11 protein-coding genes are annotated in these 13,433 nt (G+C 38.3%); 6 read left to right on the forward strand and 5 right to left on the reverse strand.

Annotated elements, in window-relative coordinates:
• Positions 1-131: 131 nt before the first annotated feature.
• Positions 132-3,338 carry a glycoside hydrolase family 15 protein gene (locus ACOWPH_RS12735; protein ID WP_015215752.1) on the forward strand — a complete coding sequence of 1,069 codons (3,207 nt, stop codon included), beginning with the start codon at positions 132-134 and terminating at the stop codon, positions 3,336-3,338.
• A gap of 1 nt (position 3,339) precedes the next feature.
• On the opposite strand, the gene ACOWPH_RS12740 is transcribed toward ACOWPH_RS12735, so the two are convergent.
• The gene (locus ACOWPH_RS12740; protein WP_015215753.1) at positions 3,340-4,596 is read right to left on the reverse strand and encodes an RNA-guided endonuclease InsQ/TnpB family protein; all 1,257 of its coding nucleotides are present in this window, start codon (positions 4,594-4,596) and stop codon (positions 3,340-3,342) included.
• Between the two features lie 189 nt (positions 4,597-4,785).
• On the opposite strand from ACOWPH_RS12740, the gene ACOWPH_RS12745 reads away from it, so the two are divergent.
• Positions 4,786-6,453: an IS1634 family transposase gene (locus ACOWPH_RS12745; protein WP_096713130.1), complete on the forward strand. Its 1,668-nt coding sequence runs from the start codon at positions 4,786-4,788 to the stop codon at positions 6,451-6,453.
• Positions 6,454-6,941: 488 nt separating this feature from the next.
• Here the strand turns inward: ACOWPH_RS12745 and ACOWPH_RS12750 are convergent, their stop codons facing one another.
• Positions 6,942-7,244: a YkvA family protein gene (locus ACOWPH_RS12750; RefSeq protein ID WP_015215754.1), complete on the reverse strand. Its 303-nt coding sequence runs from the start codon at positions 7,242-7,244 to the stop codon at positions 6,942-6,944.
• A gap of 219 nt (positions 7,245-7,463) precedes the next feature.
• Here ACOWPH_RS12750 and ACOWPH_RS12755 point away from each other — a divergent pair, with 219 nt between their 5' ends.
• The 3 genes from ACOWPH_RS12755 to ACOWPH_RS12765 all read left to right on the forward strand — a co-directional run bounded on the left by ACOWPH_RS12755 (position 7,464) and on the right by ACOWPH_RS12765 (position 9,507).
• Positions 7,464-8,249, forward strand: coding sequence for a MotA/TolQ/ExbB proton channel family protein (locus ACOWPH_RS12755; RefSeq protein ID WP_015215755.1), 786 nt, complete (start codon positions 7,464-7,466; stop codon positions 8,247-8,249).
• Positions 8,239-8,895, forward strand: a complete 657-nt coding sequence (locus ACOWPH_RS12760; protein WP_015215756.1) for an ExbD/TolR family protein — start codon at positions 8,239-8,241, stop codon at positions 8,893-8,895. The genes ACOWPH_RS12755 and ACOWPH_RS12760 overlap by 11 nt, the downstream gene beginning before the upstream one ends.
• Before the next feature lie 249 nt (positions 8,896-9,144).
• Complete coding sequence (locus ACOWPH_RS12765) at positions 9,145-9,507, forward strand: phage holin family protein (protein ID WP_015215757.1); 363 nt, start codon at positions 9,145-9,147, stop codon at positions 9,505-9,507.
• 259 nt (positions 9,508-9,766) lie between these two features.
• Here ACOWPH_RS12765 and psb29 read toward each other — a convergent pair whose 3' ends face one another.
• The gene (psb29, locus tag ACOWPH_RS12770) at positions 9,767-10,474 is read right to left on the reverse strand and encodes a photosystem II biogenesis protein Psp29 (RefSeq protein ID WP_015215758.1); all 708 of its coding nucleotides are present in this window, start codon (positions 10,472-10,474) and stop codon (positions 9,767-9,769) included.
• A gap of 216 nt (positions 10,475-10,690) precedes the next feature.
• Here psb29 and ACOWPH_RS12775 point away from each other — a divergent pair, with 216 nt between their 5' ends.
• On the forward strand, positions 10,691-11,287 hold the full coding sequence (locus tag ACOWPH_RS12775) for a chromophore lyase CpcT/CpeT (protein WP_015215759.1): 597 nt from the start codon (positions 10,691-10,693) through the stop codon (positions 11,285-11,287).
• 51 nt (positions 11,288-11,338) lie between these two features.
• On the opposite strand, the gene ACOWPH_RS12780 is transcribed toward ACOWPH_RS12775, so the two are convergent.
• Positions 11,339-11,785 carry an STAS domain-containing protein gene (locus ACOWPH_RS12780; protein ID WP_015215760.1) on the reverse strand — a complete coding sequence of 149 codons (447 nt, stop codon included), beginning with the start codon at positions 11,783-11,785 and terminating at the stop codon, positions 11,339-11,341.
• 286 nt (positions 11,786-12,071) lie between these two features.
• Positions 12,072-13,118: an oxygen-dependent coproporphyrinogen oxidase gene (hemF, locus tag ACOWPH_RS12785; protein ID WP_015215761.1), complete on the reverse strand. Its 1,047-nt coding sequence runs from the start codon at positions 13,116-13,118 to the stop codon at positions 12,072-12,074.
• Between the last annotated feature and the right edge of the window lie 315 nt (positions 13,119-13,433).

Here is a 13,433-nt window from a genome sequence, read left to right on the forward strand (position 1 = left end):
TAGCTAAAATATAAATAAACACTCACCATATCTGTAATTTCACTAATATTTTTAGTGATTTTCTTACTTTGTACGAGATTATTTACTTGACCCTACAAGGTTGAATTTACCAAGCATTTTCCCAGTAACTTATGAAAACATCCACAGCATTGCAAACTCGTCTCGATCTATACTACCAGCAAATTAAGACGATTATTCTTGCTCGCCAAAATCCCATCACAGGTTTGCTTCCTGCAAGTACAGCAATTACTGCTCATGGTGATTATACTGATGCTTGGGTAAGAGATAATGTCTACAGCATTTTAGCCGTTTGGGGTTTAGCACTGGCATACCGTAAACTAGACAACGACGATGGACGCACCTACGAACTCCAGCACAGTGTTGTCAAGTTGATGCGTGGTTTGCTATTTGCAATGATGCGCCAAGCACATAAAGTAGAAACATTTAAACATACCCAATCTCTACTAGATGGACTGCACGCTAAATACAACACTGCTACTGGTGACATTGTAGTTGGTGATGATGAATGGGGACATTTACAACTTGATGCTACATCAATATTTTTACTGATGTTGGCACAAATGACCGCTGGGGGATTATCAATTATTTATACACTTGATGAAGTTAATTTTGTCCAAAATTTAGTTTACTATATTGGTCGAGCTTACCGCACTCCAGACTTTGGCATTTGGGAAAGAGGAAATAAAATTAATCATGGTAGTGCGGAATTAAATGCTAGTTCTGTAGGCATGGCTAAAGCAGCTTTAGAAGCTATTAATGGACTAAATTTATTTGGTATACATGGAAGTCAAACTTCAGTAATTCATGTATTACCAGATGAAATTGCTAGAGCCAGAATTACCTTGGAATCTTTATTACCGAGAGAATCAGGTTCAAAAGAAGTTGATGCAGCACTGTTGAGTATTATTAGTTATCCTGCTTTTGCTGTGGAAGATGTGCAATTGTATGAACGAACTTTTAATAAAATTATTACCAAACTGGCAGGTAAATACGGCTGTAAACGTTTTCTCCGCGATGGACATCAAACTGTTTTAGAAGATACCCAACGCTTACATTACGAACCTGGGGAATTAAAGCAATTTGAAAATATTGAATGTGAATGGCCTTTGTTTTTTACTTATTTGGTTCTTGATGGATTATTTCGGGGTGAACAAGAACAAGTTAAAAAATATCAAGCTTTATTAGAATCATTACTTATAGACAGTGATGAAATGTGGCTATTGCCAGAACTTTATTATGTTCCTGCTGAAAACGTCGAAGCAGAAAAATTAAACCCACAAACTCAACCCCGTTTACCTAATGAAAATGTCCCCTTAGTGTGGGCGCAAAGTTTATATTTTCTCGGTCAAATGTTGAGTGAAGGATTAATAGCTGTAGGAGAACTTGATCCTTTAGGTAGACATTTATGTATAAATAAAAAACGTGAAGCGTTAATTCAAATTGCCTTATTAGCAGAAGATGAAGAATTACAAGCAAAGCTAGAAGTTCACGGTATTGAAACCCAAACTCCTACCCAAGTTGAACCAATTCAAGTTAGAAAAGCTGGGGATCTTTCCCATATTTTTACGCAAATTGGTCGTAATGATAAACTTGGTTTAACTGGTCGTCCGGTAAGACGTTTGCGGAGTTTAACGACATCAAGAATTTTTAGAATTTGTGGGGAAACAGTTGTATTTTTGCCGTCTTTTTTAGATTCTCAGCAATTTTATTTAACACTGGATTACCATTTTTTGGTAGATCAACTTAAAAGTGAATTAGCTTATATTCAGAAATATTGGAATGATTTAGGTCGTCCGACTCTGACTTTGATGTTAACTCACACCATGTTAGAAATTGGTTCGGCAGCATTATTAGAACTAATGCAAGAGCTTAAAGATGGTGTTTGTAACGGTGTCCAGGTAAAATTAGGTCGAATCAATCAATTGATGCTCACAGCAGGTATCCAAACAATTGATTTTATTCCAGATGAAGAATTTTCTCAATCAGTGGTTAAAAATGCTAGTATCCGCTGCTATTATCTAGCTCATCATCCTGGAAAAAATTGGCGCTTAGGACATACCCAAGAATTCCAAATGGAATGTGAAACTAACTTGAGATCATTGTTAGTGCATTTGCGTTCGTCAGAAAATATTTATGAACAAATTGAGTTATTACAAACTTTAAAACGGTTACAGGGTTTAGAATTTGATACGGGATATGGTGGCCCTGGACGACCTGTAAAGGTGGGAGATTTGTTGGATGAGATTTACACTAAAGCCGGTGATTTAGGTCTGTGGGCAGTGGTGCGACGGGCTGCGGGTTTACGCCAAATGGTGGATATTGGCTTATCTGATGCGGTGACAAGTATAGTGGTACGAGGTAAGCAAATTGCAGTGGGTAGGGCTTACAGTGAGGCTTCCCTGATGGTTGTACCCATGTCTCACCATGAAATTGCAGAAAAAATAAATAACTTCTGTCGTGAGGATATCCGCGATCGCGTTTTGACGCAAGAGATTTTGATTTATCTGGGTGTATTAATTAAATCAGAGCCGGAATTATTTCAAGGACTACTCACCCTCAGAGTCGGTTATCTAATTCTCTTAATCACCAGCGAAATAGCTCAAGAATTGCGCGTTACTCAAGATGAAGCTTATGATTACTTAATGCAGCTCTCACCTTTTGAAGTAAAAATTCGCCTGCATAAAGTACTAACCGGATATACTGGTGTGAGTGGTTTATTGCGTCAACAAGAATCATTACACGTCAAGCAAAAAGAAAGTGATATTGCTTGGGTAGTGTTACCCGCAATTAGCGAAGAAATCGCAGTTTCTCCAGAAAATTGGCGCAGATTTCGCCAAGCAGAAGGCGCAATCAACCGTGTTCCTAAAGACTTTTTTAAACAAGTTTGGCTATTAATGCAACATTGCAAAGGTCTAGTAATTGGCGATAAATTAGAACGGCGCAATCGTTTAGATAGCGAAGTGATGTTGTCAGAAATGACAGCAGGAGAAAGAAATTTTGCTTTGCTAGTTGAGCATTTACTCAATAAAATTGAAGCTCCAGAATATCGCCAAGTTAATACAGAAGCATTGATGGAGTTAGCTGCAATAGTCGCTAATAACCCCAGCTTGCAAATTGAAGAATATATAGTTTTAGATGTATTGATAGGTCATGCAGTGCGGTTAGCGTGGTTGGAGAATCATCCGCATCGGAATAACAATTATGATGAAGATAAAGGTTTGGCATGGCCACATTTTTACAACACTTCTCCTCAAGATTGCGCTAATTATATTTTGAAGGCGTTTAGGTTCTTGATAGAGTTTGGAGAAGATGCGTGAACTACCCACACTGACTTGGAGTACCAAGTACAGTGTCGGCTTCTGTACTCACAGGGGAGTGCCTCAACTTAGACTTTCGCCCAAGTTTTGGTTTTATCTCCCCTCCTACAGCAGAGACGGCTGAACCTTCCGCCTTGATTATTCTGATACCTTCGGCTCTAATATTTATCGCTGCATTGCCATCACGATCATGATGAGTGCCGCAATGAGGACAAGTCCATTCACGGACAGACAATGGCATATCACTTACTTGATAGAAACAATGAGAACAGAGCCTAGAACTGGGAAACCATCTATCAATCTCAACCAACTTTCCGCCTTTGCGTTCTAGCTTATAGGCTAGAAAATTGGTGAATGTTCCCCAACCTGCATCAGATATTGATTTTGCCAAATTATGATTGCGTACCATGCCTTTGACATTAAGATTTTCTACTATCACAGCTTGGCTATCGCTGACTAACTTATAACTAAGTTTATGTAGAAAATCTTGCCGCGAATTGCTAACTCGTTCGTACACCTTGGCAACAACTTTTCTATATCTATTTCTTGATTTACTTCCCTTTTGTTTACGGGCTAATTTTTTCTGTTTGCGTTTAAGGTTTTTCTCATGCTTGGCAAGGTGTTTAGGATTTTCATATTTAGAAACATTTTCGCCATCAGTGACAACGGCAAAATGTTTTAATCCTAAATCAATACCGTAAATCTTCCCTTCGGAAATAGTTGTATTTTCGCTTGTGTTGAGCGGAGTCGAAACACCTTCTACTTCAGTGAGGATGGATGCAAGATATTTACCTGATGGAGTTTTACTAATAGTTACAGTCTTAATTTTCCCCTCAATCGGTCTATGTATTTTGGCTTTGACTATCCCAATATTACCGGGAAGTTTGACATGACCATCTACAATCTTGACGTTTTGAGGATATTGAATAGACTGTTTCCCATGCTTAGATTTGAATTTAGGAAACCCGGCACGTTTATCAAAAAAGTTCTTGTACGCTGTGGTTAGATTCAGTGTTGTAGCTTGTAAAATCTGGCTATAACAATCAGCCAACCAAATAGTATCATCAGATTTTTTAAGCGCGGGGAGAAATGCGTTGAGTGCAGCACGGCTAAGTCCTTTGCCCGTCTCTTTGTAAGTCTCAACTGACTTATTCAGAGCATAATTCCACCACCATCTAGCACATCCAAAAGATTGCGCTAGTTGTGTTTCCTGTTCTTTTGATGGATATATACGAACTTGAACAGCCTTGTGTATCACTCAAATCACCTCCTTGATACATCTATTTTATCATGATATATTATTTTTGATAACCCACATTCCGCAGATGTTAAAGCAAATTTAGGAATTAAAAATTTAGAGAAATAAAAGCCTGAAAAGATTGTCTAGCAAGGATTTCAGGCTTTTATTTGTTAAAATAAAAAGCGTCAAATAGAGAAGGGAAAAACCGTGAAAGAGTCTCAAGTTGCCATACAAACCCTAGATATAGACCATTTAGGAATAGTAGCAGGAATAATAGACGAGATGGAATTGGTAGAAGAAGTGAATAAAATAGTGGGAATAAAAACAAAAGAAACCCTAACACCAGGACAAGTAGTAAAAGCGATGATATTGAATGGATTAGGGTTTTTAAGCGCCCCATTATATCTATTTGGGGAATTTTTTGTAGGAAAAGCAACAGAACATTTAATAGGAGAAGGAGTATTACCAGAGCATCTAAACGATGACAAACTAGGAAGAGAACTAGACAAATATCATCAAATAGGAACAACCAAGATATTTACAGCAGTAGCCATAAAAGCAGCCCATAAATTCCAAGTAGAAATGGATAGTATTCATTTAGATGGGACATCAATGAGTGTAGAAGGAGAGTACAAAAAAGAAATCAAAGAAATAGACGAAATAAAGCAAGAAACAGAAGAGAATAAATTAGAAATAGAACCGGAGATGAAAGCAATAGAAATAGTCCACGGATATTCAAGAGATAAAAGACCAGACTTGAAACAATTTATCATAGACATGATAGTAACAGGAGATGGAGACATCCCATTATATTTAAAAGTAGACTCAGGAAACGTAGATGATAAAAGTGTATTTGTAGAAAGATTAAAAGAATTTAAAAAACAATGGACATTTGAGGGCATAAGTGTAGCAGACAGTGCCTTATATACAGCAGAAAACTTAGCAGCAATGAGAGAACTGAAATGGATAACAAGAGTACCACTAAGTATCAAAGAAGCAAAAAATAAAATTGTAGATATAAAAGAAGCAGAATGGAAAGATAGTCAAATATCAGGCTATAAAATAGCAGCCAAAGAATCAGAATATGCAGGCATAAAACAAAGATGGATAATCGTAGAAAGTGAAATCAGAAAAAAATCAAGTATCCAACAAGTAGAAAAACAAGTCAAAAAACAGGAAGCAAAAGCAAAAGCCGCACTCAGCAAACTATCCAGACAAGAGTTCGCCTGTCAGCCAGATGCAAAAATAGTAATAGAAAAGCTATCAAAATCCTGGAAATATCACCAAATAAAAGAAATTGAATACATAGAGAAACTAGAATATAAAACAGCAGGTAGACCAAGTAAATTGACCGAACCAAGTCAAATAAAATATCAAGTAAAAGGTCAAATAGAAACAAGAGAAGAAGTAATAGAAACTGAAAAAATTAACGCAGGGAGATTTATATTAGCAACGAATGTATTAGATAGAAATGAATTGAGTGATGAGAAAGTATTAGAAGAATACAAAGCTCAACAATCTAACGAAAGAGGATTTAGATTTTTAAAAGACCCATTGTTTTTTACATCAAGCGTATTTGTCAAAACCCCGGAAAGAATAGAAGCAATAGCAATGATAATGGGATTGTGTTTGTTAGTCTATAACCTTGCCCAAAGAAAATTAAGGCAAGAATTAGCTAAATTTGATGATGGGATTAGAAATCAAGTTAAGAAAATCACAAATAAACCGACAATGAGGTGGGTATTTCAGATGTTTCAGGCTGTACATTTGGTAATCATAAATGGACAGAAACAAATGAGCAATTTAACGGAGGAACGTGAAAAGATTGTCAGATATTTAGGAAAGAGTTGTAGTAAATATTATCTAATTACTTGATGTGGTTTATTTGACCTAAAAGATGTAGAAAGTTCAAGGGTAAAAGTAGTAAATAGAAGTTTTTAGCGAAGACGGAAATATTCTTGGCTTTAATTGTCATGTTTATTTTACCGAAAATGACTACTTTAATTGAGAGAGAGAATCTATTTTAAAAACTTGTGAAATTAACTTACTTAATAAGCTCTATCTTTTGGCAAATAAAGTTAAATTCAGCCAAAAAAATTAGGTAGATAAAATTTTCCTGGCTGGAATTTTTCAAAAATATCAATAATCTGAGTCACATCTGCGGAATGTGGGTTGATAAGGGCGTAATATATAATTTTGGAAAAACCTCAAATGTTCTTTGCTCTTACTCGGCTATGCCTCGCATTGATTGAGAACGATTTCGGCTTTTCCCACCTTATATCCCGCTACTGATTTGGATTACCAAATTCAGTGGTGGACTTACGGCGTAATAGTTAAACGCAGAGTAACTCTGCGTTAAAAACTTACTTCACAGAAACAGCATCAACATCAACGGTGTTGTCTGTAGACGTTGACTCATTAACTCCAGTTTCTACATTGCCTTTTTTCGCTTTCCAACCGTCAATTACTAATCCAGAAACTTCCGAAACTAGTAATGTTAAAAGCAAGACATCATCAATTTGCCCAATAACGGGTATAAAGTCGGGAGCAATATCAATAGGGCTAATCAGATAAGCTATTGTGCCGAAAATCACCCACCAACGGTATTTAGGATTACGCAGTGTGTTCCGATACCAGCTATAAAGCGATTGAATTGAGAAGTTCATATTTTTAACCTCCGGTTATTTTTATTTTGGCAAATTCTGCTTTAAACTCCCGGTGGGAATAACCGTCCTAGTGTGTATAGAAGATGGTACTACTAAGAAGTCATTAAACTACTTACCTAACGATAGAGTAGATGAGTGGTGTGGCAATGGTGCATTAGTCTCTAAAATTAAAATGCTTCGGCATTGTTGCTCTAGTAATGGAGGGAGGAAACCTACACAGTGGATATTTTAGATCTTTTTAATAAGGGCGGCCCAGCAATGTGGCCTTTGCTGGTGCTGTCAGTTCTATCTGTAAGTGTCATTTTCGAGCGCCTATGGTTCTGGTTGCGGATTTTGATGCAGGAAAAGGAAATCGTTGAGCGCGTCCTTGATGCTGCGACTGAGAATTGGGAAATAGCTACGGAAATTGCTGAAAGAGCTACTGATCAGCCGATTGGACGTTTTCTCTATGCACCGCTACGTTTACAAAGAGGTGATGCAGAAACCTTTCGACTGGCTTTGGAATCAACGGCGGCTGAAGAGGTGGCCGGGATGCGACGGGGCGAAAAACTTTTAGAATCTGTGATTGCGCTCTCTCCACTGTTAGGATTGTTGGGTACGGTTTTAGGTTTGATTCAGTCTTTGCGCTCAATTCGCATTGGTGATTTGGGTACTGAATCGACGGCTGGGGTAACTACTGGGATTGGGGAATCTCTGATTAGTACCGCCGCTGGCTTAATAGTTGCGATCGCAACTTTGGTATTTTATCGCCTGTTTCAGAGTTTTGTTGTCAACCAAGTTAAGGTTTTTAACAAAGCCGGGAATGATTTAGAGTTACTTTATCGCCAGTCTCCTCCTGATCTTCACAAAAGTACATCAGGAATAGCACGGGATACTGGCAGAGAAAGCTTTAATTCACCCCGCAAGCGAGGAAAGAATAAGTTTACCACTCCTGAATCCCCACCAGAGAATACGGCTCAGAATCCCAATCCTAACTCGGCACAAGAGCTAGAAAATGAAAGTTAACTTACATACACCCATTGAAGAAGTCCAAATTCAAATCATCCCGTTAATTGATGTCGTTTTTTGTATCCTGACTTTTTTTCTGTTAGCAGCGTTGCAATTTACTAGGCAACAAGCAATTAATGTTGATTTACCCAAAGCCAGCACAGGTTCAACTTCTGCTGCTAGTTCACAGAGCAAAAGTGACATCTTACCTGTAACTATTGATGCTGTTGGTCAAACTTACATCGAAAAAGATCCTGTTAGCAAAGATGAATTAGAGTCACGTTTAAGGCAATATGTCGAAGCAAATCCTAATGGTATTTTGGTGCTGAATGCATCACGCACAGCTACTTATAACGATGTTATTCAAACATTAGATTTGCTCAGACAAGTTGGAGGAAATCGTGTTTCTTTGGGCATTATTCCCGGCCCATCTGAATCACTCACGAATTCACCAATTCCATCTTTTGTGCCAAGTATACCTAATACTGTGCCAATTCCAGGTACTGATACACAAGGTAATTCTACCCCTTCCTTGCCCTCAGCCCCTCCATTTCCTAGCAATGGAGAAGGAATAAATCCTGGTATTTCGCCAACAGTTCCCAACAATAGTGTACCCCAAATGCCTGAAGCACCGGGAGTCAGCAATTCTACACCTAAAAGGTAAAACTAATTCTGTAAAAGTTTTAGCTTTAAAATCCCCCAAACCCTCTTTAATGATATGGGATTGGGGGATTTTGAGTTTTTATTAATATCAGGAAAAACAGGATAAACCTAAAGACATCTAAAATAAATTACCGTCAGAGAAAAAATCTCTGCTAATTTATAAATAATTGGTTAAGCTACAAAGATTTTACTATCAATAGACTAAGTAATTTATCGCCAATTACCATCTTACGTTTCAAGGGTTGCGGCAATGAATATTGTGACACTGTTAATTGTTTGGATAGTCACTTCTATCAGCTTGTGGATTATTAGTAAATTGCCTTTAGGAGTTGAAATTGATACTCCTGGAAAAGCCGTCTTTTCCGCAGCAATTCTGGGTATTATCACAGCATTAGTCAGACCAGTTTTAGGTTTTGTATTTACGATACCAAATTTAGTCACCTTTGACTTATTATCTGGTATCTTCACTTTCATGATTGCCGTTGCTTGCTTTAGTATTGCTGCCTGGTTAGTGGAAGGTTTTCGCTTACGTTATGGCATTTGGAGTGCTGTACTAGGAGCTTTTACACTCACTATTATCAACAATCTACTCTACAAACTACTGGGCGTTTAAATAATTCGTAATTGTTAATTCGTAATTCGTAATTAAAGGTTGCAGGTTAAAAACTTGTAAATGCAAAGTAATCTTGTTTGCAACTTAGCAAATTTACAATCTAGTACAAAATGGTGTAGTTAAGTTACCCATTTTGGAATCGATTAATGAACATAAATTGCAGCCCTAAAAATGGGTATTCTCTTTATGCGATGACGTACTAGTAAATTACGAATTACGAATTACTTATCCCTAGAGGGACTAGAGGCACTACTACGAATTATTCATTGGTATTAGGAGGAGTCACTGGAGTACTGGCTTGTTGTTGACGCTGATCGCGTTTTTTCCGATCAGCTGAGAGTATATCTGCCATTACTATCAGTGCTTGCGCCATCTTATCTAGATTAGAACGGTATAGGTCTAAATCTTTACTAAGTTTATCTTCCGATAAATGCAAACCTTGCGCGATCGCTTTTAGCGCCTCATTGCGTTGTTTTTCATCTTTGACAAGTTCTGGATCTGCCAGTTCCAATAATGAGAACAGACCAATGGCAAACAAGCGACTATATTTAAAGTTAGGGTTATGTGCGATCGCTTGCAGTTGAGCTTGCAAATCAGCATCTTTATCTAGGTGAGTAGTTTGGCTAACCCAAGCAATTAAATCCTGCACTGGCAAACTTTGAGCTATAGCTTGCAATCTAGTCGCATCTTGTCGATAGCGTTGCTGATCCTGCTCTACAGCCTGACATAAGGCATTGAAAATAGATTCTTGATCTCGTTCCGGTAGGTAGCCTTGCATGAAGCGGTCAAAGGTTGTGACAACGCCCAAGGCATAAATTGGATTGTAACTATAATCAACATTGACTGACAGCAGGTGCATTTCCACCATCAACTCTTCTACTACCCGGCGGTAAATAGTATTGATTGGACGGGTATGAAGATTATAGAAAGTTCGCTTTGTATCAGAGACTGTACGGACGTTATTCACAAAGAAAATGTTAAGGGCGACGTATTCTTATTTTGTCGTTTAAAGGCTACTTTGCCAAGTTATAAAAAAAAAGCCTGAACACCCAGATAGCCCAGGGTGGCGTAAGCCATAGTAAAAATAACAGATAGAATCTGAATAGGGAAATGCAGAAGAAAAGAATAATTCCTCATGCACCATGCCCTAATTGATAATTAACTTTATAACACGCCCTACTTTATGAGCTTATCACCACCGTTAATAGCTTTAGGTAATTACCTGGCTGGGGAATTCAACAATCAGGAACAGGCTATGGCGGAGTCTGTTTGGTATGTTCACCTGCGTCTATGGCAACGACCAGTGAATCTTTTCCCCAAAGACAGTATTACCCTATTTGCCGAACAAGCAAATATTGTTAATCTCGATCAACCTTACCGCCAAAGAATCATGCGATTGCAGCAGGGATCTGAGTCTCTGCAAGTGCAGTACTATATGCCTAAAAATCCCGCCGCTTTCAAAGGGGCGGGAAATAATCCCACTTTACTAAATTCGTTAACATCTGATCAGCTAGAGTTGTTACCAGGCTGTATTCTTTCTATTACTCAAGAAACACTAGCTCCTCACCTCTATCGGTTTAGAACTTCTCCATCTCCAGAAAATATCTGTAGTTTTACTTATCTTGGTAACAAAATACAAGTTTCCTTGGGTTTTGAGGCTACTGAAACAGCATTTCTCAGTTACGACAAAGGAATTGATTCAGAAACTGGAAAAGCCACATGGGGCGCTGTTGTTGGGCCTTATTGTTATGCCAAGGTAGAAGCGTATAATCTAGTTTGAGTCGACTATTCTGCATTCGTTAATTGGAAATCAGCCCAAAAAGATCGATCATTAAGCAGATTGCGAATTTAACCCGGAAGGATTGTTTGGTTCTTCATTGCTTTCATGCTCGTGGCTTGAAATCAGATTTTCGTTTTTGACTAAATTGGGGAATATGGTTTCTAAAGCTTCTTCTTCAGTTTCAAAAATTTCAAAAACCGTATCCATCATTGTCACTTCAAAGACCAGCTTGGCATCTGGATGGACATTGCAAATGCGGAAACTGCCTTTAACCTTATCAGCATCGCGCATTCCAGCAACTAAAGAGGTGAGACCAGAACTATCAATAAAATCTACCTGTCCCAGGTTCACAACTACATGACGACTTAATTTGGAAATACACTCCTGTAACTTTAGGCGAAATTGCCAAGCGCTAGTGATGTCTAGACGATCTGTTGGTTTCAAGACAATCACAGTATTACCATCTTGGGTTTTGTAGATTTTTTGATCTATATTCACTGTACCTATCCGTTATATTACTGTTAATTAACTTTTGTTTACTTCATGTTTTAGTGGGTGAAGTAGGACTAAGAAATCTCCACGTCTAAATTATCTATATTGCTATTTTTTCAACCCATAAGTAATATTTTGACCGGGTAGACAGTATTTAATGCTTGAAAGCGGGTGCTGAGTAAATCTAAGATGACAAGAGAATATACATATATGTAAAATCTCGCAAGACCAAAGTCCTAATATACTTCACTATGGATTAATATTGGGAAATTTACTCAGCCCACAGCGATCGCTAAAGTTGATTTAGTTTCCAGTTTATCCAATCTTGAGGCTGAAGGAAAGTTTCGTACAGTTCAGCTTCAGGAGAATTGGGTTCTGGTTGATAGCCGTATTCCCAGCGTACTAGCGGTGGTAGGGACATAAGAATAGATTCAGTGCGGCCGTTGGTTTGTAGTCCAAAAATCGTCCCCCGATCATATACCAAATTAAATTCTACATACCTACCCCGACGATATAGTTGAAAATTGCGTTGGCGGTCGCCATATTCCATCCCATGTCGCCGTTCCACAATCGGTACATAAGCTGGCAAAAAGGCTGCACCACAGTCTTGCACAAAAGCAAACAATTCTTCCCAACTGCGTGGCTCTGGTGTACCTAATTTATCACTGTATGCTGCTGCTTCGCCATGGTGATTAGTACCACCATATAACTGACTCTGACTATGTTGATAATCAAAGAATAGACCACCAACACCCCTTGTCTCATTCCGATGCTTGAGGTAAAAATATTCATCACACCAGCGTTTGAACACTGCATAGTACTCTGGATTGTGTTGATCACAAGCCTGCTTGAGTGTTTTATGCAAATGAACTGCATCCTCGGCAAAAGGGTAATAAGGTGTCAAATCAACACCACCACCAAACCACCAGACTGGCCCTGCTTCAAAATAGCGATAATTCAGATGGACTGTGGGTACATAGGGATTACGTGGATGTAACACCATTGAAGTGCCAGTTACATAAAAGCTGTGTCCTTCTGCATCTGGACGTTGGGCTAAAATTGAAGGAGGTAGGCTATCCCCCCAAACTTCAGAAAAACCCACACCCGCTTGTTCAAATATTGCACCATCACGTAAAATCCTTGATCTTCCCCCCCCACCTTCTGGGCGTTCCCAGCCATCTTCTTTAAATTTACCAACACCATCCAGTTTTTCCAGCCCTTGACTGATTTTGTCTTGTAACTGTTGCATAAACTGACGAACCCTAACCTTTCCGTCAGTTGGTGGTAAAAACGCGGATGATTCTGCTGCTACATCTGGGGTTTGTGATTTGGTCAACATAGATTCCCGAACCTAAAATTACAATTTTCAAAAAGCTACAAATTTTTAACCTAAAAATTTGCCAGCCATGACAGCCAAAACTGCTTTTCTTTACTTTTCAAGCCATGATAGAGCAATTGACTAAAGTTATTGTCCCTCAAATGAGTCTAGGCTTGTATATTCATTAAAGTTTATTTGCAATTTTAACTGGAAAAATTCTGGTACAGACAGCAGATGATCAACAATTTAGTCTACAAAGCAACTACTTTGCTGTATGGTATCTGTGGTAAATAGAGAGTTTGACTACAATTTTCCCAGATGCCAGAGTATAGCTAG

The sequence above is a fragment of the Anabaena sp. PCC 7938 genome (assembly GCF_049315035.1).
Lineage (GTDB): Bacteria > Cyanobacteriota > Cyanobacteriia > Cyanobacteriales > Nostocaceae > Anabaena > Anabaena cylindrica.